The sequence below is a fragment of the Lentzea sokolovensis genome (genome assembly GCF_033949975.1).
Classification (GTDB): Bacteria; Actinomycetota; Actinomycetes; order Mycobacteriales; family Pseudonocardiaceae; genus Lentzea; species Lentzea sokolovensis.
This window is the reverse complement of sequence record NZ_JAXAVU010000010.1, coordinates 722,260-740,793: the sequence shown is the minus strand read 5'-3', so window position 1 is coordinate 740,793 and position 18,534 is coordinate 722,260. Positions and strand designations below refer to the sequence as shown.

Here is an 18,534-nt window from a genome sequence, read left to right as displayed (position 1 = left end):
GGTTCCTCAAGCGGTAAGTCTCGCGTCCCGGTGGGCGCGCAAGCGTGCACAAGCCTCAACCGGGCACGGCAACTCAACGAGGGTAACCGGTGGCATCACCTGCGACCAAACCGGGTGGATACTCTCGCCGCCATGCAGGTCATGGATGCGGTCGCGGTGCGCAGATGGGCAGACGCCTGCGTGCGGTCGTTGGACGCCAATCGGGAGTCGATCGACCAGATCAACGTCTTTCCCGTGCCGGATGGTGACACAGGTACGAACCTGCTGCACACGATGCAGTCGGCGCTCGACGCGCTGCTGCGCTCGCCCATGTCGACGGTGGGGGACGCGCTCTCGGCGCTGGCCCGCGGCGCGCTGGCCGGGGCGCGCGGGAACTCGGGCGTGATCCTGTCTCAGGTGCTCAGGGGCCTGGCGGAGACCGTGCAGGAGGTGTCACTGGTCACCGGCACCGCGTTGCGCAAGGGCCTGCACCGGGCCGATGAACTGGCCACCGCCGCTGTGTCCAAGCCCGTTCCCGGCACGGTTCTGACCGTGCTGCACGCCGCGTCCGAGGCGGCTCGTGACTGCGAGTCGGACGAACTGGACGACGTGGTGATGGCGGCGTCGCGCGCGGGTGCCGTCGCACTGGCCGATACGCCCCGTCAGTTGGCCGTGCTGGCCAAGGCCGGGGTGGTCGACGCGGGCGGGCGAGGGCTCGTTGTGTTGTTGGACACATTGGCCGCGGTGATCACCGGCCAGAGTGTGGAAACGCCGATGGACGCGCCCCTGCTGCCGCGCACGCCGGAGTCGCTGACGACCGAGCGCGAGAGCGGGTCGTCGGAGTTCGAGTACGAGGTCATGTACCTGCTCGACGACACCTCGGACGAGGCGGTGGCCGAGGTGCGCGCCACGCTGAACGGGCTGGGCGACTGCGTGTCGGTCGTGGGGGACGGGGCCTCGTTGTGGACCGTTCACGTGCACTGCAACGACATCGGCGCGGCCGTCGAAGCGGGTGTGCGCGCTGGGCGTCCGCACCGCATCACGGTGGCGCGGTTCGCTGACCAGATCGCCGCGCAGGCTTCTCGGTTCGTGCGCGACCGGGCGATCGTGGTGGTGGTGAGTGGCGCCGTGGACCTGTTCCGTGCGGAAGGCGCCGCGGTGTTCGACCTCGCTTCTACTACTGCGACGCCCACGGACCTGTTGTCGGCCATCGTGTCGACGCGCGCGCGTCACGTCGCGGTGCTGCCGGGCGATCCGGACATCCGTGAGGCTCTGGAAGAGGCCGTGGCGTACGCACAGGCCGCGGGGCAGGACGTAGTGGTGGTGCCGACGTTCTCGCCCGTGCAGGCCCTCGCGGCGTTGGCGGTGCACGATTCCTCTCGGCGCGCAGGTGACGACGTTGTCGCCATGGCAGAGGCCGCCGCCGCCACCCGCCGTGGCGAGCTCGCGATCGCCGCGGACGAGGCCCTCACGTGGGTGGGCCGCTGTCAGCCGGGCGATCTGCTGGGCATGCTGGACGGCGAGGTCGTGCTGATCGAGCCGGGTCCTGCGGCGCCGGAGTCGTTGATGGACCTGTCCTGCCGCCTGATCGACCGCATGCTGGCGGGCGGCGGCGAACTGGTGACGGTGATCCTGGGCGCCGATGCGCCCGAGGGCCTGGCCGACGTGCTGGAGGACCACCTGAGGGTCACCCATCCGGAGGTCGAGCTGACGGCGTATCCGGGCGGTCAGCCGGACGCGGTCATTTTTGTCGGTGTCGAGTAGTTCAATAGGGCGCGATGATCTCCTTCGACGACAAGCTGCAGCCGTTGCTCGGCAAGAAGACCGCCGACGCACTGGAGACCGGCCTCGGCCTCACGACGGTCGGTGACCTGCTGCGCCACTACCCGCGCCGCTACGACGAGCGCGGGAAGCTGACCGACATCAGGTCGCTGGAAATCGACGAGCACGTCACGGTGCAGGCCGAGGTCCGCAAGTGCCAGAAGCGCCAGATGAAGGCGCGCCGCGGCCAGATGACCGAGGCCGTCATCACCGACGGCACGTCGGAGCTGCACCTGGTGTTCTTCGGCAAACCCGCGTTCGTCGCCGAGCAGGAACTCCTGCCGGGCACACGCGCGCTGTTCGCCGGCAAGGTCGGCCGCTACCGGCAGAACCTGCAGCTGGTGCACCCGGCGTTCGAGGTCCTCACCGCGGAGCAGGACGGATCGTCGTTCCTGCAGGCCTTCCTGCCCGTCTACCCGGCGTCGCAGCACATCAACACGTGGAACATCGCGAACTGCGTGAAGCAGCTCCTGGAGATCTGGGACGGCGTGCCGGAGGACCCGCTGCCCGAGGATTTCCGTCTCGAACAGGGCCTGATCGGCCTGGAGGACGCGCTGCGGTCGATCCACCGGCCGGACAGCTGGGCGCAGATCTCCGTGGCGCAGCTGCGGTTGAAGTGGGACGAGGCGCTGGCCGTGCAGCTGGCCCTGGCGCAGCGCCGCAAGGCGTCCACGGCCCGTCCGGCGCCCGCCTGTGCGCGCAGGTCCGGCGGCATTCTCGACGCGTTCGACGCGCGGCTGCCGTTCACGCTGACGGCAGGCCAGGTGGAGGTGGGTTCGCAGGTCTCCGCTGATCTCGAGTCGACCGTGCCCATGAACCGCCTTCTGCAAGGAGAGGTGGGTTCCGGAAAGACGATGGTCGCGTTGCGAGCCATGCTCCAGGCCGTCGACGCGGGCCGGCAGTCCGCGATGCTCGCCCCCACGGAAGTCCTTGCGGCACAACATGCTCGCTCGTTGACCGAGATGCTCGGCGACTTGGCCCAGGCAGGCCAGCTGGGCGGCGCGGAAGACGCCACGCGCGTGACGCTGCTGACCGGTTCGATGAACACGGCCCAGCGCCGTCAGGCGTTGCTCGACATCGTGACCGGCGAGGCGGGCATCGTCGTCGGCACGCACGCGATCATCCAGGAGAAGGTGGAGTTCCACTCCCTGGGCCTCGTCGTGGTCGACGAACAACACCGCTTCGGCGTGGAACAACGAGCAGCGCTCTCGGCACGCGGCGAACGCGAGAACCCGCACGTGCTCGTGATGACGGCGACCCCGATCCCGCGCACGGTCGCCATGACGGTCTACGGCGACCTGGAAGTCTCGGCCCTGCGCGAACTACCCGGCGGCCGCTCACCGATCAAGACCTCGGTAGTCCCCGTCCGCGAAAAGCCGGCGTGGCTCGACCGCGCCTTCGCCCGAGTGCGCGAGGAGGTGGCGAAGGGCCACCAGGCGTACTTCGTCTGCCCGCGCATCGGCGACGAGGAACCGGCGAAGTCCGAAGACGAGGACAAGCGCCCGGCCCTGTCCGTGATCGACGTGGCCACCATGCTCGCGCAGGGCCCGTTGCGCGGCCTGCGAATCGAGATCCTGCACGGCCGCATGCCCCCGGACGAGAAGGACGCGGTGATGCGCGCCTTCGCGGCCAACGAGGTCCACGTCCTGGTGGCCACCACAGTCATCGAGGTGGGCGTCAACGTCCCGAACGCCACCGTCATGGCCATCATGGACGCGGACCGCTTCGGCGTCTCCCAGCTGCACCAGCTCCGCGGCCGCGTAGGCCGAGGCAGCGCCCCAGGCCTGTGCCTGCTGGTGACCGAAATGCCGGAGATGACGGCCACGATGGAACGCCTGCGTGCCGTCGAGTCCACTCTGGACGGCTTCGAACTGGCCCAGCTCGACCTCGAACTGCGCCGCGAGGGCGACATCCTGGGCGCCGCCCAGTCAGGCCGCCGCTCGGGCCTGAAGATGCTGTCCCTGCTGCGTGACGAGGACATCATCGCGGACGCCCGCACGGCAGCGCAGCAGGTCGTGGACGCCGACCCGGACCTGGCCGAGCATCCCGGGCTGGCGGGGATGGTGGCGACGCTGCTGACGGAGGAGCGCGCCGACTTCCTGGAGAAGACCTAGCCGCCGCGACCGCGCCGCGGCGGTGGTGCCGCGTGCAAGCGCGGGCGAGGCGCGGAGTTCGGGCCGCGTGCGGGGATGAGGCGCGAGGTGCGTGCGGCGGAGGTTGAGCCGCGTGTGCGCGGACGAGGCACGGGGGCATGCTGCAGGGTGTGCGCCGCGGGGTTCTTCCCGTGTGTGGGAGGGGCGCGGAGCGGGTGCGGGCCCTGCTTACCTGGCAGCCGCTCTGCTCGGCGCTACCCCGCATGGCCCGCCATTCCGCTGGCTCGCCACCCTGCACGGCCCACCACTCCGCTGGCTCGCTACCCGGCACGGCCCGCCACCCCGCATGACCTGCCATTCCGCTGGCTCGCCACCGCGCTGGCTCGCCACCCGGCATGGCCTGCCACTCCGCATGGCTCGTCACCTGGCACAGCCCGCCACCCGGCATGGCCCGCTACCCCGCTGGCTCGCCACCTACGCGCCTCGCCACCCACCCCACCTGGCCTGGCCGCGTCCGTCCCCTACCCACCCCACCCGTCTGGCCGGCCGCGTCCGTCTCCCACCCACATCACCTGAAGGTGTGCGCGTGCCAGGTGCCGGAATCGTCCGAAATCCTCGGTACGTTCCCACCCGTGCGTCGCATGATCATCACCGCCCTGGCCGTCGCCCTCACCGTCCTCTCCAGCCCGAGCCCGGCCCTGGCGAGCCCCGTCGTGCTGACCGGCGAGGAGTCCCGCTACCCGCACGCGATCCGCCTCGAACACGGCCCCCAGCGCGGCTCGATCCTGGTGGCGCTGCACGGGGACCACGTCGTGGACGTGCTCAAAGCGAGCCGCAACGGCAAGCGGTTCAAGAAGATCGCCGCGTTCACCGACGACGCCGGTTCGACCGCTACCTGCTGCGGGCACCTCTACGAGCTGCCTCAACGGGTCGGCGACATGCCCGCGGGCACGGTGTTGTGGGCCGGCTCGGCCGGCTTCAAGGCGGAGACGCTCAAGGCGCGGATCTGGCGCAGCGACGACGCGGGAGCGTCGTGGCGGTACCTGTCCGAGTGCGCGCGAGCGAAGCCTGGAGGCGGGCTCTGGGAGCCGGACCTGTCGGTCGACGCCGAGGGCAGGCTCAACTGCTACTTCTCCGACGAGTCTGAAAAAGGACACAGCCAGTACATCGGGCGGACGGTCTCCAACGACGGCGTCCTCTGGTCGGCCAAGCAGAAGGTCGTCGCGGTCGAGCCCGGCTGGCTGCGGCCGGGGATGCAGCAGGTCAAGCGGTTGCCGACGGGCGAGTACTACATGATGTACGAGATCTGCTCGCAGCCGAACCAGTACTTCTGCGAGGCGTACCACCGCACGTCACCGGACGGCGTGAACTGGGGCGATCCGAAGTGGCACGGCAAGCGGCCGACGACGAAGGACGGCAAGTACTTCGCGCACACGCCGTCGATCGTGCTCGCGCCCAACGGCACCGCCACCGGACGTGTGCTGCTCATGGGGCAGATGCTGATGTCCGCGAACGGCAAGGTCGATCCCGGCAACGGCAGGACGATCTTCGTCTCCGAGAACGGCGGCCGGGACGGCTGGTACGAGATTCCCGCGCCCGTTCCGGTGCCGGGAGCACGCGACAACTACTGCCCGAACTACCACCCGACCGGCGTGCCGTCGCTCGACGGCAGGGAGTTCATCGGGTTCGCGAGCGACTTCGCGGCGAACGGCAGCTGCCACACGAGCTGGGCCACGAGCAGCCTGCCGCCGTTCCCCGGATGAACCTCTAGTCCTGCTGCCGCGGCTTCGGCAGCTGCTCGGTCTTCTGCTCACGAGCCGGGGCGGCTGCCTCGTCCGCGTCCGCGGAACCGTCCTCCAGAGGCTTGAGCACCGACATCGCCGCCTCCACCGCAGCCTGCGCGGCGTGGAACTGCGTGGCGAGGTTGTCGTGCGCCGAACGTAGCGACGACTCCTTCTCGGACGCGGCGGCCGCGCGCTGGTCGGCCTCGGCGACGGCCGCGGCCGACCTCTCCTCGGCCTCGCGCACCAGTGCCGACGTCCTGGCCTCGGCGTCGCGGACGAGCGCGACCGCCTTCTCGTCGGCCTCGCGCAGGGTGGTCGCGGCCTTCTGCTCGGCCTCCGCGACGGTGGTCGTCGCCTTGTCCTCGGAGACGCGCAAGGTGGTCGCGGCCTTTTCCTCCGCCGCGCTGACCAGGGCGATCGCCTGTGCGGACGCCTCGGAGGAGATCTTCTCGGCCTTCGCCAGCGACTCGGCCTCGAGTTCGGCGAGGGCCTTCTCCGCCTCCGCCTGCCTGGACTTGAGCTCGTCGTCGAGCCTCTGCAGCGTCTCGACGCGCTTGACCTCGGCCTCGGCGGAGATCCGCTCGGCCTCGGACCGCGCGTCCGCCAGCACCTTCTGGTGCTCGGCGGTCAGCGTCGCCTTGAGTCCGTCGTACTCCTTGTCCAGTTCGTCGTGGTACGCCTTGTACTTCGCGTCGAGCTCGGCGCGGTGGGTGTCCAGGTCCGCGGACTTCTTCTCGAACTCGGCGGCGACGCGCTCACCGTTCGCGCGCACCTCCGCGACCAGCGCCTCGTGCTCGGCGGCGAGCTTCGCCTGCAACGCCGAGTGCTCGGCCTCCAGCTCGGACCTGCGGCCGGCGGTCTGCTGGTCCAGCTCGGCGTGGCGCTGCTGGTAGTTCATCTCTAGCTGCTTGCGGCGCGCCTCGGTCTCGGCGAGCAGGCGCTGGTGGGCGTCGCGCTGTTCCGCGGCCCACCTCTCGGCCTCGCCGCGCGTCGCGGCGGCCTTGTCGAGGGCGTCCTTGCGGATGTCCGCGATCTCTTCCTCGGCCAGGCTCATCATCACGCGCACACGCTCGGTGACGTTCGACGCGCTCACGGGACTGCTGGCGAGGTTCTGGAGCTGGATCTTGGTCTTGTCGAGATCGGCGCGCATCGAATTGAGGAGCTTGGTGAGCTCCCCCACCTGCGCGGCGGCCGCGTCACGGGAGCGGTTCGAGTTCTTGAGGTCGAACTCCAAGCGGGTGACTCGTTCGTTCACCTGTCGCTGGTTGTAACCACGAAGGACAACGTCGAAATGCGGTGTGCGGGCAGTAGGCTGCCCGGCTCCATCAGCCCCGGCCATATGGCTCACCCTACCGAGATAGTCGCGAAGATCGTCACTCGATCTGGTTAAACCCACTACCGGCCGCAGTCTGACCGGGTGGTGGGTATCCACTTTGCTCTCATCACGCGAGAATTGGTGTGAGCAAGACCGATCAGGATGACACCCATCACGTGGGACAGTCCTCCCAACAGGCAAGAGTCGCACGGTAACGTGCCACGACTGATGACTGCCGAGTAACACCGGGAGGGCACGGATGTTCCGCAAGGTTCTTGTCGCCAACCGCGGCGAGATCGCGATTCGCGCGTTCCGCGCCGCCTACGAACTGGGCGCGGGAACGGTCGCCGTCTTCCCACACGAGGACCGGAACTCGCTGCACCGGTTGAAGGCGGACGAGTCCTACGAGATCGGTGAGCCCGGACATCCCGTCCGCGCCTACCTCTCCGTCGAAGAGATCATCAAGGCTGCCCGCAAAGCCGGCGCCGACGCGATCTACCCCGGTTACGGCTTCCTGTCGGAGAACCCGGAACTCGCGATGGCGTGCCGTGAGGCAGGTCTCACCTTCATCGGCCCCGTGGCCGAGGTGCTGGAGCTGACGGGCAACAAGGCGCGCGCCATCGCCGCCGCCCGCGAGGCCGGGCTCCCCGTGCTGGAGTCGAGCCCGCCGTCCTCCGACATCGACGCGCTGCTCGAGGCGTCGAAGACGATGCGCTTCCCGGTCTTCGTGAAGGCCGTCGCCGGTGGTGGTGGCCGTGGCATGCGCAAGGTCGACGACCCGGCCGCGCTGCGCGAGTCCCTCGAAGCCGCGTCCCGCGAGGCGGAGTCGGCGTTCGGCGACCCGACCGTGTTCCTCGAACAGGCCGTGGTCGAACCGCGCCACATCGAGGTCCAGATCCTCGCCGACGGCCAGGGCAACGTGATCCACCTCTTCGAGCGCGACTGCTCCGTGCAGCGGCGCCACCAGAAGGTCATCGAGATCGCGCCCGCGCCGAACCTCGCACCCGAGCTGCGCGACCGCATCTGCGCCGACGCGGTGAAGTTCGCGAAGCACATCGGCTACCGCAACGCCGGCACCGTCGAGTTCCTGCTCGACCCGCAGGGCCACTACGTCTTCATCGAGATGAACCCGCGCATCCAGGTCGAGCACACGGTCACCGAAGAGGTGACCGACGTCGACCTGGTGCAGTCGCAGATGCGCATCGCGTCCGGCGAGACGCTGGACGACCTGGGCCTGTCCCAGGAGACCGTGCAGCTGCGCGGCGCGGCGCTGCAGTGCCGCATCACCACGGAGGACCCCGCCAACGGGTTCCGCCCGGACACCGGCACGATCAGCGCCTACCGCTCGCCCGGTGGTTCCGGCATCCGGCTCGACGGCGGCACGGCGGGCGCCGGCATGGCCATCAGCCCGCACTTCGACTCGATGCTCGTGAAGCTCACGTGCCGCGGCCGCACCTTCGAACTCGCCGTCGCCCGTGCGCGCCGTGCGATCGCGGAGTTCCGCATCCGCGGTGTGTCCACGAACATCCCGTTCATCCAGGCCGTGCTGGACGACCCGGACTTCTACGAGGGCCGCGTCACCACGTCGTTCATCGAGAAGCGCCCGCACCTGCTGACGGCGCGCCACTCGGCCGACCGCGGCACGCGGCTGCTGACCTACCTCGCGGACGTCACGGTCAACCACCCGAACGGCACCCGCCCGACCGCGGTCGACCCGCGCGAGAAGCTGCCGGTCATCGACCTGAACGCCGAGCCGGCCCCCGGCTCCAAGCAGAAGCTGGTCGAGCTCGGGCCCGAGGGCTTCGCGCGGTGGATGCGGGAGAGCAAGGCCGCCGGCGTCACGGACACGACGTTCCGCGACGCCCACCAGTCGCTGCTCGCCACCCGAGTGCGCACCAAGGACCTGCTTGCCGTCGCACCGCACGTGGCGCGCATGACGCCGGAGCTGTTGTCCCTGGAGTGCTGGGGCGGCGCGACCTACGACGTGGCGCTGCGGTTCCTCGTGGAGGACCCGTGGGAGCGCCTCGCGTCGTTGCGCGAAGCGGTGCCGAACATCAACCTGCAGATGCTGCTGCGCGGCCGCAACACGGTCGGCTACACGCCGTACCCCGAGGCGGTCACCAAGGCGTTCGTGCAGGAGGCGACGGACACCGGCATCGACATCTTCCGGATCTTCGACGCGCTGAACGACGTCGAGCAGATGCGCCCGGCGATCGAGGCCGTGCGCGAGACCGGGACGGCGATCGCCGAGGTCGCGCTCTGCTACACGAGCGACCTGTCCAATCCGGACGAACGTCTGTACACACTGGACTACTACCTCAAGCTGGCCGAGCAGATCGTCGGCGCCGGCGCTCACGTGCTGTGCGTCAAGGACATGGCCGGCCTGCTGCGGGCACCTGCCGCGTCGCGCCTGATCACCGCGCTGCGCAAGGAGTTCGACCTCCCGGTCCACCTCCACACGCACGACACGGCCGGTGGCCAGCTCGCGACCTACCTGGCCGCGATCCAGGCGGGCGTGGACGCGATCGACGGCGCGACCGCGTCGATGGCGGGCACGACCTCGCAGCCGCCGCTGTCGTCGATCGTGGCGCTGACCGACCACACCGAGCGCTCCACGGGGCTGAACCTCCAGAACGTCTGCGACCTGGAGCCGTACTGGGAGTCCGTGCGCAAGATCTACGCGCCGTTCGAGTCCGGCATCCCCGGCCCGACCGGCCGCGTCTACCACCACGAGATCCCCGGTGGTCAGCTCTCGAACCTCCGCACGCAGGCCGTCGCTCTCGGCCTCGGCGAGAAGTTCGAGGAGATCGAGTCGATGTACGCGGCCGCCGACCGCATGCTCGGCCACCTCGTGAAGGTGACGCCGTCGTCCAAAGTCGTCGGTGACCTCGCGCTGCACCTCGTGGGCGCGGGCGTCGCACCGAAGGACTTCGAGGCGGATCCCGGCAAGTTCGACATCCCGGCGTCGGTGATCGGCTTCCTGCACGGCGAGCTGGGCGACCCGCCCGGCGGCTGGCCGGAGCCGTTCCGCAGCAAGGCCCTCGAAGGCCGCCCCGCCCCGAAGCCGGTCGAGGAGCTGTCCGCCGAGGACGAGGCGGGCCTCGCCGACGACCGGCGGGCGACGCTGAACAGGCTGCTTTTCCCGGGGCCCACCAAGGAGTTCCGCACGCACCGCGACGCCTACGGCGACACGTCGGTGTTGCGCTCCAAGGACTTCTTCTACGGCCTGCGTCCCGGCGAGGAGTACTCCGTCGACCTGGAGCCGGGCGTCCGGCTGCTGATCGGCCTGGAGGCGATCTCCGAGGCCGACGCGCGGGGCATCCGCACGGTCATGGCGACCATGAACGGCCAGCTGCGCCCGATCCAGGTCCGCGACCGTTCGGTGGACGCCGACATCCCGGCCGCCGAGAAGGCCGACCGCACCAACCCGAACCACGTGGCGGCCCCGTTCGCCGGCGTGGTGACGGCGGCGGTGGCCGAGGGCGACCGCGTCGACGCCGGTCAGACCGTCGCGACGATCGAGGCCATGAAGATGGAGGCCGCGATCACCGCCCCGAAGGCGGGCGTCGTCGGGCGCCTGGCGTTGCGCGGCGCCCAGCAGGTAGAGGGCGGCGACCTCCTGATCGTCCTGGAGTAACCCGTCTCGTGAAGGGCCCGGTCTCGTCGAGGCCGGGCCCTTTCGCTGTGCGGGGCACGCGGAACTCCACGACGATTCCCTGCGTTGCACCGGGCACGGGAGTCAGGGGAAGAGGGTTTCGCACATGAAGAAGGCGTTGGCCGGACTGCTCGGCCTGGCGGGTGTGGCGTGGGCGTTGAAGGACGTGCCGCGGCAGCTCGGCGGGAAGCCGGATCCGGTCCACATGTCGCGCTCGCCGCGTTTCCGCGACGGGAAGTTCCACAACGACAAGGAAGTCCGCACGGTCCCGGACCGGGACTCGTTCTCGATCAGCGACTTCGTGCGCGGTGGACAGGACCGCAAGCCGGCGGCGGAGGTGCCGCTGGTGGGACCCGCCACGCCGGTCACCGACGGACTGCACGTCACCTGGTACGGCCATGCGTCCGCACTGATCGAGGTCGACGGCGCCGCCGTGCTCCTCGATCCTGTGTGGAGTGACCGCGTCTCGCCGTCCGCTCACCTCGGCCCGAAGCGGCTGCATCCGGTTCCTCATCAGTTGTCTGATTTGCCTGATGTGAGTGCGGTCGTCATCTCGCACGACCACTACGACCACCTCGACATGGAGACCGTGCGGGCGCTGACCGCGGGAACGTCCGCGGTGTTCGTGGTGCCGCTCGGGCTCGGCGCCCACCTGGCCCGCTGGGACGTGCCCGCCGACCGCGTCGTGGAACTGGACTGGGACGAGTCGCACACCGTCAACGGGTTCACGCTCACTTGCACTGCGGCACAACACTTCTCCGGCCGTTCGGTGCAGCGCAACGTGACGCTGTGGGCGTCCTGGGTCATCAAGCGCGGTGAGCGTGCCGTGTTCTACAGCGGCGACACGGGCTACTTCCCGGGCTACGCGGCCATCGGCGCGGAGCACGGGCCGTTCGACGTGGTGCTGATGCAGGTCGGCGCGTACAACGACGCGTGGGCGGACATCCACATGACGCCGGAGGAAGGCGTTCAGGCGTTCAAGGACCTAGGTGGCGATCTGCTGATCCCGGTGCACTGGGCGACGTTCAACCTCGCGCTGCACCCGTGGGGCGAGCCGATCGACCGCGTGTGGCGGGAGGTCAAGGCGGGCGGGCTGAAGCTCGCGGTGCCGAGGCCCGGCGAACGGGTGGACGTGGACAAGCCGGCCGAGGTCGACGGCTGGTGGCAGGCGCTCGCCTAGACCGTCGAGCGCAGGCGGCGGACGGCACGCAGGATCTCGTCGCGGTGCTTCGCCGCCTTCAGCCACGCAGGCAGCTTCGCGAGGATCGTCATCCGCCGTACCGACGACGGATGCGGGTCCTCTCGGAGCGTCGCGCCGACGTAGGACTCCAGCAGGTCCAGGTGTGGAGCGTTCAGCGCCCACAGCGTGTGCCCGGCGCACGGTGTTGTCAGCCAGAGGTCCGGCACGACGCGTGAGGTCTCCCAACACCACACACGCTTATACGTTCGGGCGTGCGCGCACGAGGGGCACACGAGACGGTCGGACGTTACGACGGCTTGGGCCGAGCACGACGGGCACGCCATCAGGACCGGAGTGGCGGCCAACTCGCACAGGCAGGCGCCAGAGTCGCGGTGGCGGGTCATGCGGACAGGATGCACCTGGGACGATGGACCGGTGACACGAATTGTTGCCGGGACCGCGGGAGGCCGCAGGCTCAAGGTCCCGCCCAAGGGCACGCGCCCCACGTCCGACCGCGTGCGGGAAGCGTTGTTCAGCTCTCTCGAAGCGATGATCGACCTCGACGGCACGCAGGTGCTCGACCTGTACGCCGGGTCGGGGGCGCTCGGGTTCGAGGCGCTGAGCAGGGGTGCGGCGCACGCGACGTTCGTCGAGTCGGACAAGCGGGCCGCCGACGTGCTCAAGGGCAACGCCAAAGAGCTCGGGTTCGCGAACACGGTCGTCGTGAATCGCACGGCCGAGGCGTACGTCGCGGCCGAGGGGGAGAAGTTCGACGTCGTGTTCGCCGACCCGCCCTACGCCGTGGGCGACGACGAGCTCGCCAAAGTGCTCCGCGGGATCGTGCCCAGGCTCGCCGGGGACGCCATCTTGATCGTGGAACGTGCTTCGCGAAGCGGCGAACCAGCGTGGCCTGAAGAAGTGGAATCCTTGCGTGCCAAGCGTTACGGGGACACGGCCGTGTACTGGGCGCAGGTGCGTGCTGATGGGTGACGAGAACCACGGACACGCCTGGAGGCGTCCGATCGGGTGCTAACGTCCGGCGCATGACGCGTGCCGTGTACCCCGGCTCCTACGACCCGGTAACCAACGGTCACCTGGACATCATCGGGAGAGCCGCGCACCTCTTCGAAGAGGTTGTCGTCGCCGTGCTCATCAACAAGAACAAGCGCACCTTGTTCGACGTCGAAGAGCGCCAGGAGATGCTGATCGAGGTCACGGCGCAGTGGGACAACGTGCGCGTGGACTCGTGGCACGGCTTGTTGGTCGACTACTGCCGCGAGAACAACATCAAGGCCATCGTGAAGGGCCTGCGCGCGGTCAGCGACTACGACTACGAGCTGCAGATGGCGCAGATGAACCACCAGCTCACCGGCGTCGACACGCTGTTCATGCAGGCCAGCCCGCAGTACTCCTACCTGGCGTCCTCGCTGGTCAAGGAGGTCGCGACGTACGGCGGCGACGTCTCGACGCTGCTGCCCGCGTCCATCGAGCAGCGACTGCAGCAGCGCCTCGCCGAGACCAGGTAGTCGCCGCACTAGAGCGCGAGCTTCATCCCCACGTGGGACGCGGTGAACCCTAGCCGTTCGTAGAACCGGTGCGCGTCCACCCGTGACGCGTCCGTCGTCAGCTGCACCACGCCGCAACCGCGTGCGCGCGCCTCGTCGATCGCCCACCTCAGCAGGTGCTCGCCGAGGCCGTTGCCGCGCTGGTCGGAACGCACCCGCACGGCCTCGACGGTCGCGCGGGTCATGCCCAGGCGCGACAGGCCGGACGTGAACGTCAGCTGCAGCGTGCCCACGACCTCACCGCCGGCGTCGGCCACGGCCAGGTACTGGTGCGGGTCGGCGTCGATCACCTCGAACGCCTTCAGGTAGGCCGGGTCGCCCGGCGTCTCGCGCCGCGCGCCGAGCGGGTCGTCCGCCAGCATCGCCACGATCGGGTGGACGTCGGCGGCGACGGCCCGCCTGATTGTGATCTTCACGTTTCTCCCCGGCTGGATGTGGGCAAATCCTGACACGCCCTGCCGATCTCCCTCTCCCGAGGAGATCGGCAGGGCACACTTGCGGGTGGGAGTCACAGGGGTTAGGGAGTGAGACGTGTACCGGGTGTTCGAGGCACTCGACGAGCTCGTCACGATCGTCGAGGAAGCGCGCGGAGTACCGATGACCTCGGGCTGCGTGGTGCCGCGCGGCGACGTGCTCGAACTGCTCGACGACGTGCGTGACGCGATCCCTGCCGAACTCGACGACGCGCAGGACGTGCTGGACCACCGCGACGAGGTCGTCGGCAAGGCCAAGCACGAGGCCGAGTCGGGCGTGTCCAAGGCACGCGCGGACGCGGATCGCATGCTCGCCGAGGCGCAGGCCGAAGCGGAGGCGATGCTGTCCGACGCGCGCGCCCGCGCCGAGCGGATGATCGCCGAGGCGGAAGATCAGGCCGAACGGACCGTGTCCGCCGGCCGCCAGGAGTACGACGACCTGGTTGGCCGCTCGCACGCCGAGGCCGAGCGCATGATCCAGGCGGGCCGCGCGAACTACGAGCGCGCCACCGAGGACGGCCGCGCCGAGCAGGCGAGGCTCGTCAACGAGCAGGAGGTCGTCCGGGCGGCGCACGCCGAGTCGGCGCGACTGCTCGACGCCGCCCAGAACGAGTCGATCCGGCTGCGGTCGGAGTGCGACGCGTACGTGGACGGCAAGCTCGCGGACTTCGAGGACCTCCTCGCGCACACGCTCAGGTCGGTCGGCAAGGGCCGCTCGCACCTGCGCGGACCGGCCGTCGCGGGTGCCGCGGCGCCGTTCGACTACGGTTCCTGACGAACCAGCTCGCCCGGACGTGTGATTCGCGCTACGTCGGACAGGTGCGATCACCTGCCGATTTCACGCACGGGGGCGTCGTCCCGTACCCTGGACCGGCTGGACGTGGTAGGTCCCCGCCGGCAAAACCCGAAATCATGACTGAGCATCGTCACGCGTCCACGCGTCCCACAGCATCCGGTCCCTGGGTCATCGACACCAGGGACATCGGCCGTCGCGCCGGCCTCAGCCGACCCTTCGTCAGGTCGGTTCCCGGCGCAGGAGTGGGGCTGCTCGGGGTGATCGCGGTGCCCGAGGACGGGGAAGTGGAGCTCGACCTCCTGATCGAATCGGTCGTGGAGGGCCTGCTCGTGTCGGGGACAGCGTTCGCGAAGGTCGAAGGGGAGTGCTCGAGGTGTCTCGAGCCGCTCACCGATGAGGTTGAAGTCCGGATCACCGAGCTCTACGCCTGGCCGGACAGCACCACGGAGGCGACCACTGATGAAGACGAGGTCAGCCGGATCGTCAACGATCTGATCGACCTCGAGCCTGTGGTGCGGGACGCCATCGTTCTCGCACTGCCGCAGGCACCGCTCTGCGAGCCGGACTGCAAGGGGCTTTGCTCCGAGTGTGGTGGCAGGTGGGCGGAGCTCGGGCCCGACCACGGGCATGAGACGATTGACCCTCGTTGGGCCGCGTTGCAAGAGCGGTTCAGCGATGACAACTCGGAGGAGAAGTAGTCGTGGCCGTCCCGAAGCGGAAAATGTCGCGTTCGAACACCCGTGCGCGCCGTTCCCAGTGGAAGACGTCTGCCGTGCACCTGGTGGCGTGCTCCAACAAGGCTTGCCGCCAGCCGAAGCCGCAGCACGTCGCCTGCCCGGCCTGTGGTCAGTACGCTGGCCGCCAGGTCGCTCAGCCGGCCTGATCTCCTCGGCGACGTAGTGGGGGGAAAGCCGCCGCGCGCACCGCAAGCGGACCGCGCGGACCTGCTCGAAGCGCTCGGCGTCCACCTGGACGCCGAGCTGCTCGTGCTGTCGCTCACCCACAGGTCTTACGCGTACGAGAACGGCGGCTTGCCGCCGAACGAGCGTCTCGAGTTCCTGGGAGACGTGGTACTGGGGCTGGTCGTGACCGACCACCTCTACCGCACTCATCCCGACCTTCCAGAAGGTCAGCTCGCTAAGCTCCGTGCCAGCGTGGTCAACATGCACGCGCTGGCCGGCGTCGCGCGCAACCTGAGTGAGGGCGGGCTCGGTGCACACCTGTTGCTCGGTCGTGGCGAAGAACTGACCGGGGGCAGGGACAAGGCGAGCATTCTCGCTGACGGTCTCGAGGCCGTCATCGGTGCGGTGTACCTGCAGTTCGGTATCGATACCGCACGAACGTTCGTTCACCGGCTGTTCGATCCGCTCTTGGCCAAAGCTCCGCTTTTGGGTGCTGGACTGGACTGGAAGACAAGCCTGCAGGAGCTCACCGCTCAAGCCAGTCTCGGCGTCCCGGAGTACCGCGTGGACGACCAGGGGCCGGACCACCGCAAGGAGTTCACCGCCACGGTGCTCGTCGGTGGCCAGCCCTACGGCAAGGGTGATGGGCGCACCAAGAAGGAAGCCGAGCAGAAAGCCGCCGAAGCGGCTTATCATGTTCTGTCGGAACGGGCCAAGGCCGAGCAGGAGTCGGTCGTGGCCAAGAACGGACAGAATGGCGCCTCGGTGACGCCAGGGATCTCCCCAACCGAGGAAGACTGAGACCGCAAATGTATGCGACCAGGAACCGCACGAACCGCCGCACGCGCACCAATCGCGGGCCGGTGAACACCTCCCGCAGCGGAGGCATCCAGGGACTTGTGCTGGTCAGGGACACGAGCCGCGCGGGTGTGTGGGTGCTCAAGCCCACCAAGCCGCAGGCCGCCGTGATCGAGGCGCAGCCCGTCGACGAGGGCAAGTCCGAAGCCTGACGTGCCCGAACTCCCAGAGGTCGAGGTAGTACGCCTCGGCCTCGAAGCCCACGTCGCCGGCCGGGTCATCTCCTCGGTAGAGGTGTTGCACCCACGCGCCATCCGCCGGCACGACCTGGGCTCCTTGGACTTCTGCGCGCGCTTGGTCTCGCAACCGATGGTGGCAGCCAAGCGCCGCGGCAAGTACCTCTGGGTCGAACTGGCAGACAAGGCCGCCATGCTCGCGCACCTGGGCATGAGCGGCCAAATGCTCGTCCAACCCTCGTCGGCCCCCGACGAGAAGCATCTGCGCGTCCGTTTCACGTTCGACGACGGCGGACCCGAACTCCGTTTCGTTGATCAACGCACCTTCGGCGGCCTCGCTCTGGCCGAGTTGGTCGAGGTCGACGGGACCTTGGTCCCCGACTCCGTCGCGCACATCGCTCGCGACCCCATGGATCCCTTGTTCTCCCGTGATGCTGCCGTGCGCGCGTTGCGCCTGCGTCACACCGAGGTCAAGCGCGCTTTGCTGGACCAGACCCTGGTGTCCGGTATCGGCAACATCTACGCCGACGAGGCTCTGTGGCGCGCGAAGCTGCACGGCACCCGGATGACGGACAAGCTGGCCAAGGTCAAGGCCGCTGAGTTGCTGGACCACGCCACCGACGTGATGCGTGAGGCGCTCGGCCAGGGCGGAACCTCGTTCGACGCCCTGTACGTCAACATCAACGGGCAGTCCGGGTACTTCGACCGGTCACTCAGCGCTTACGGCCAGGAGAACCGGCCCTGCAAACGGTGTGGCGCCGCGATCGTGCGCGAGCCGTTCATGAACAGATCCTCCTATTCTTGCCCGCGTTGCCAGCCGCGTCCCAGGATCTGACCGAACCTCGTTTTCCCGCGTGATCAGGAAACAGGAAACCCCTTCCGCCTCGCGGTGCCGACTGTGCATCCTGCTGGAGTGCTACGAGAATTCCCACTGCACTCCGTAGGAAAGACCGCCGACGAGGTCGACGAACTCGGCGCACGTCTCATTCGCGAGATCGAGCGCCAGCAGATGCGACGACGGAACTCCATCCGCCACAACGCTGTGCGGGACACCGTCATGTCGCCACACCCGGATAGGCCGCAGGTCCGGAGCGAATCGCACGACCACTCTGAAGTGGCGGCAGCTGCGATACGGCACGTAAACGTATCGCGGCGCCATTCGCTGGCCCGGCGGGATCCGATGTATCAGTCCCAATGTGTGTCGCTCGTGCTTGCGCAAACGTTTCGGGAGCCGGACCGTCGTCTGGAAGTTCGTCGTCGACTCCTGGAGCCTGCCCGCGAGCAGGCCGCCGAACCAGATGTCGGTGTGCAGCTCGATCCGCTCGTCCTGGCCGGGGTGTCGTGGCACGTCGATCGAGGTGGCGATCTCGTCGAGGGTCTGGGCCGTGACCAGGATGCGCCTGCGCTCGTAGGCGACCGGTGTCTCCTGGTCCAGGCGCAGCACGACGTCGAACGAGTCGATGTACCAGCCGCTGCCGCCGTGGCCGGCGCCGGACAGCAGGGTCGACCCGGACGCGGCGTGTTCCGCGAGAGTGCCGAACGCCTTGTCGATCCGCCTGCGCGCGGTGCGGGCATCGCAGACCAGCGACTCCGCGAGGTCGTCGATGCGGTCGGTGAGATTGACGTCCGCGGCGTCGGAACCGATGTTCAGGCCATGTCGGGCGGCGATCTGGAGTTCCGCCGGCAATCTGGTGACCAATTCCTCTAGATACGCGGTGAGTTTCTGCCGCATTGCGTCGACATCGTCGCCCGACGCGCCGAACAGCTCGCAGAACTCCGGATCGATGCGCTGATCGAGGTCACGATTTCGCATACCGAGGTTCTTTCGGAGTCGCAGCAGGTTCGCGGCCACAAGTGCCGCCATGTCGTCCACGACCTGCATTCTCCACCATGATCCGGATCATTTCGGGGCAGAAACATGACAGCTGTCGGTCAAA

17 protein-coding genes are annotated in these 18,534 nt (G+C 68.8%); 13 read left to right on the top strand and 4 right to left on the bottom strand.

The window, feature by feature from the left end:
- Window positions 1-132 precede the first annotated feature (132 nt).
- The 3 genes from SK854_RS25515 to SK854_RS25505 all read left to right on the top strand — a co-directional run bounded on the left by SK854_RS25515 (window position 133) and on the right by SK854_RS25505 (window position 5,656).
- The gene (locus SK854_RS25515; protein WP_319977623.1) at window positions 133-1,743 is read left to right on the top strand and encodes a DAK2 domain-containing protein; all 1,611 of its coding nucleotides are present in this window, start codon (window positions 133-135) and stop codon (window positions 1,741-1,743) included.
- A 14-nt stretch (window positions 1,744-1,757) separates the two neighbouring features.
- Window positions 1,758-3,914: an ATP-dependent DNA helicase RecG gene (gene recG / locus SK854_RS25510; RefSeq protein WP_319977622.1), complete on the top strand. Its 2,157-nt coding sequence runs from the start codon at window positions 1,758-1,760 to the stop codon at window positions 3,912-3,914.
- A 611-nt stretch (window positions 3,915-4,525) separates the two neighbouring features.
- Entirely contained in the window at window positions 4,526-5,656 is a 1,131-nt protein-coding gene (locus SK854_RS25505; protein WP_319977621.1) for an exo-alpha-sialidase, read from the top strand.
- A 4-nt stretch (window positions 5,657-5,660) separates the two neighbouring features.
- Here the strand turns inward: SK854_RS25505 and SK854_RS25500 are convergent, their stop codons facing one another.
- Window positions 5,661-6,932 (bottom strand): coiled-coil domain-containing protein, encoded by a 1,272-nt coding sequence (locus SK854_RS25500; protein ID WP_319977620.1) that lies wholly within the window; start codon window positions 6,930-6,932, stop codon window positions 5,661-5,663.
- A 319-nt stretch (window positions 6,933-7,251) separates the two neighbouring features.
- On the opposite strand from SK854_RS25500, the gene SK854_RS25495 reads away from it, so the two are divergent.
- Both SK854_RS25495 and SK854_RS25490 read left to right on the top strand, forming a co-directional pair.
- Complete coding sequence (locus tag SK854_RS25495; protein ID WP_319977619.1) at window positions 7,252-10,629, top strand: pyruvate carboxylase; 3,378 nt, start codon at window positions 7,252-7,254, stop codon at window positions 10,627-10,629.
- Between the two features lie 124 nt (window positions 10,630-10,753).
- Window positions 10,754-11,827: an MBL fold metallo-hydrolase gene (locus tag SK854_RS25490; RefSeq protein WP_319977618.1), complete on the top strand. Its 1,074-nt coding sequence runs from the start codon at window positions 10,754-10,756 to the stop codon at window positions 11,825-11,827.
- On the opposite strand, the gene SK854_RS25485 is transcribed toward SK854_RS25490, so the two are convergent.
- Entirely contained in the window at window positions 11,824-12,054 is a 231-nt protein-coding gene (locus SK854_RS25485; RefSeq protein ID WP_319977617.1) for a hypothetical protein, read from the bottom strand. The two genes, SK854_RS25490 and SK854_RS25485, sit on opposite strands and share 4 nt — an antisense overlap.
- Before the next feature lie 208 nt (window positions 12,055-12,262).
- Here SK854_RS25485 and rsmD point away from each other — a divergent pair, with 208 nt between their 5' ends.
- Window positions 12,263-12,817 (top strand): 16S rRNA (guanine(966)-N(2))-methyltransferase RsmD, encoded by a 555-nt coding sequence (gene rsmD, locus SK854_RS25480; RefSeq protein WP_319977616.1) that lies wholly within the window; start codon window positions 12,263-12,265, stop codon window positions 12,815-12,817.
- Between the two features lie 53 nt (window positions 12,818-12,870).
- Window positions 12,871-13,353, top strand: a complete 483-nt coding sequence (gene coaD, locus SK854_RS25475; protein WP_319977615.1) for a pantetheine-phosphate adenylyltransferase — start codon at window positions 12,871-12,873, stop codon at window positions 13,351-13,353.
- Window positions 13,354-13,361: 8 nt separating this feature from the next.
- Here coaD and SK854_RS25470 read toward each other — a convergent pair whose 3' ends face one another.
- A complete protein-coding gene (locus SK854_RS25470) occupies window positions 13,362-13,802 on the bottom strand; it encodes a GNAT family N-acetyltransferase (protein ID WP_319977865.1) in 441 nt (146 codons plus the stop codon).
- A gap of 121 nt (window positions 13,803-13,923) precedes the next feature.
- Here SK854_RS25470 and SK854_RS25465 point away from each other — a divergent pair, with 121 nt between their 5' ends.
- The 6 genes from SK854_RS25465 (at window position 13,924) to mutM (ending at window position 17,432) form a co-directional block, all read left to right on the top strand.
- The gene (locus SK854_RS25465) at window positions 13,924-14,640 is read left to right on the top strand and encodes a DivIVA domain-containing protein (protein ID WP_319977614.1); all 717 of its coding nucleotides are present in this window, start codon (window positions 13,924-13,926) and stop codon (window positions 14,638-14,640) included.
- A 137-nt stretch (window positions 14,641-14,777) separates the two neighbouring features.
- A complete protein-coding gene (locus SK854_RS25460) occupies window positions 14,778-15,359 on the top strand; it encodes a YceD family protein (protein ID WP_319977613.1) in 582 nt (193 codons plus the stop codon).
- Window positions 15,360-15,361: 2 nt separating this feature from the next.
- Window positions 15,362-15,544, top strand: coding sequence for a 50S ribosomal protein L32 (rpmF, locus tag SK854_RS25455; RefSeq protein WP_030467958.1), 183 nt, complete (start codon window positions 15,362-15,364; stop codon window positions 15,542-15,544).
- A 16-nt stretch (window positions 15,545-15,560) separates the two neighbouring features.
- The gene (gene rnc / locus SK854_RS25450; RefSeq protein WP_319977864.1) at window positions 15,561-16,364 is read left to right on the top strand and encodes a ribonuclease III; all 804 of its coding nucleotides are present in this window, start codon (window positions 15,561-15,563) and stop codon (window positions 16,362-16,364) included.
- A gap of 8 nt (window positions 16,365-16,372) precedes the next feature.
- The gene (locus SK854_RS25445) at window positions 16,373-16,573 is read left to right on the top strand and encodes a hypothetical protein (protein ID WP_093593249.1); all 201 of its coding nucleotides are present in this window, start codon (window positions 16,373-16,375) and stop codon (window positions 16,571-16,573) included.
- 1 nt (window position 16,574) lies between these two features.
- Window positions 16,575-17,432: a bifunctional DNA-formamidopyrimidine glycosylase/DNA-(apurinic or apyrimidinic site) lyase gene (mutM, locus tag SK854_RS25440; RefSeq protein ID WP_319977612.1), complete on the top strand. Its 858-nt coding sequence runs from the start codon at window positions 16,575-16,577 to the stop codon at window positions 17,430-17,432.
- A gap of 81 nt (window positions 17,433-17,513) precedes the next feature.
- Here the strand turns inward: mutM and SK854_RS25435 are convergent, their stop codons facing one another.
- On the bottom strand, window positions 17,514-18,479 hold the full coding sequence (locus SK854_RS25435; protein ID WP_319977611.1) for a hypothetical protein: 966 nt from the start codon (window positions 18,477-18,479) through the stop codon (window positions 17,514-17,516).
- Between the last annotated feature and the right edge of the window lie 55 nt (window positions 18,480-18,534).